Below are 224 nucleotides of genomic sequence, written 5' to 3' on the forward strand. Positions count from 1 at the left end.
GCCCGGTTGGGCAACCCACATCACCGCAACGCTTGACGCACAGACCCCGGGCGTCAGGACCACACGATTTTGCCGTACGCCGATCGCACCGGTCGTGTGCGCGACGCCTTCGCTCACGGTTAGCCGCCCTGCGAAGCCATTCGCGCCGATGTGACTAACGTCCACCGCCGTCCGGCCCGCGTTCGTGACGATCGCGATACGCCCCTCTTCCTTGGGCCGGGTTG

General features: G+C 67.0%; 1 pseudogene. It reads right to left on the reverse strand.

What is annotated here, in order from left to right:
* Window positions 1–224: pseudogene (locus AC0L3B_RS40555) on the reverse strand (hypothetical protein); the annotation flags it as partial.

Source organism: Bradyrhizobium sp. Kon56 (genome assembly GCF_055807635.1).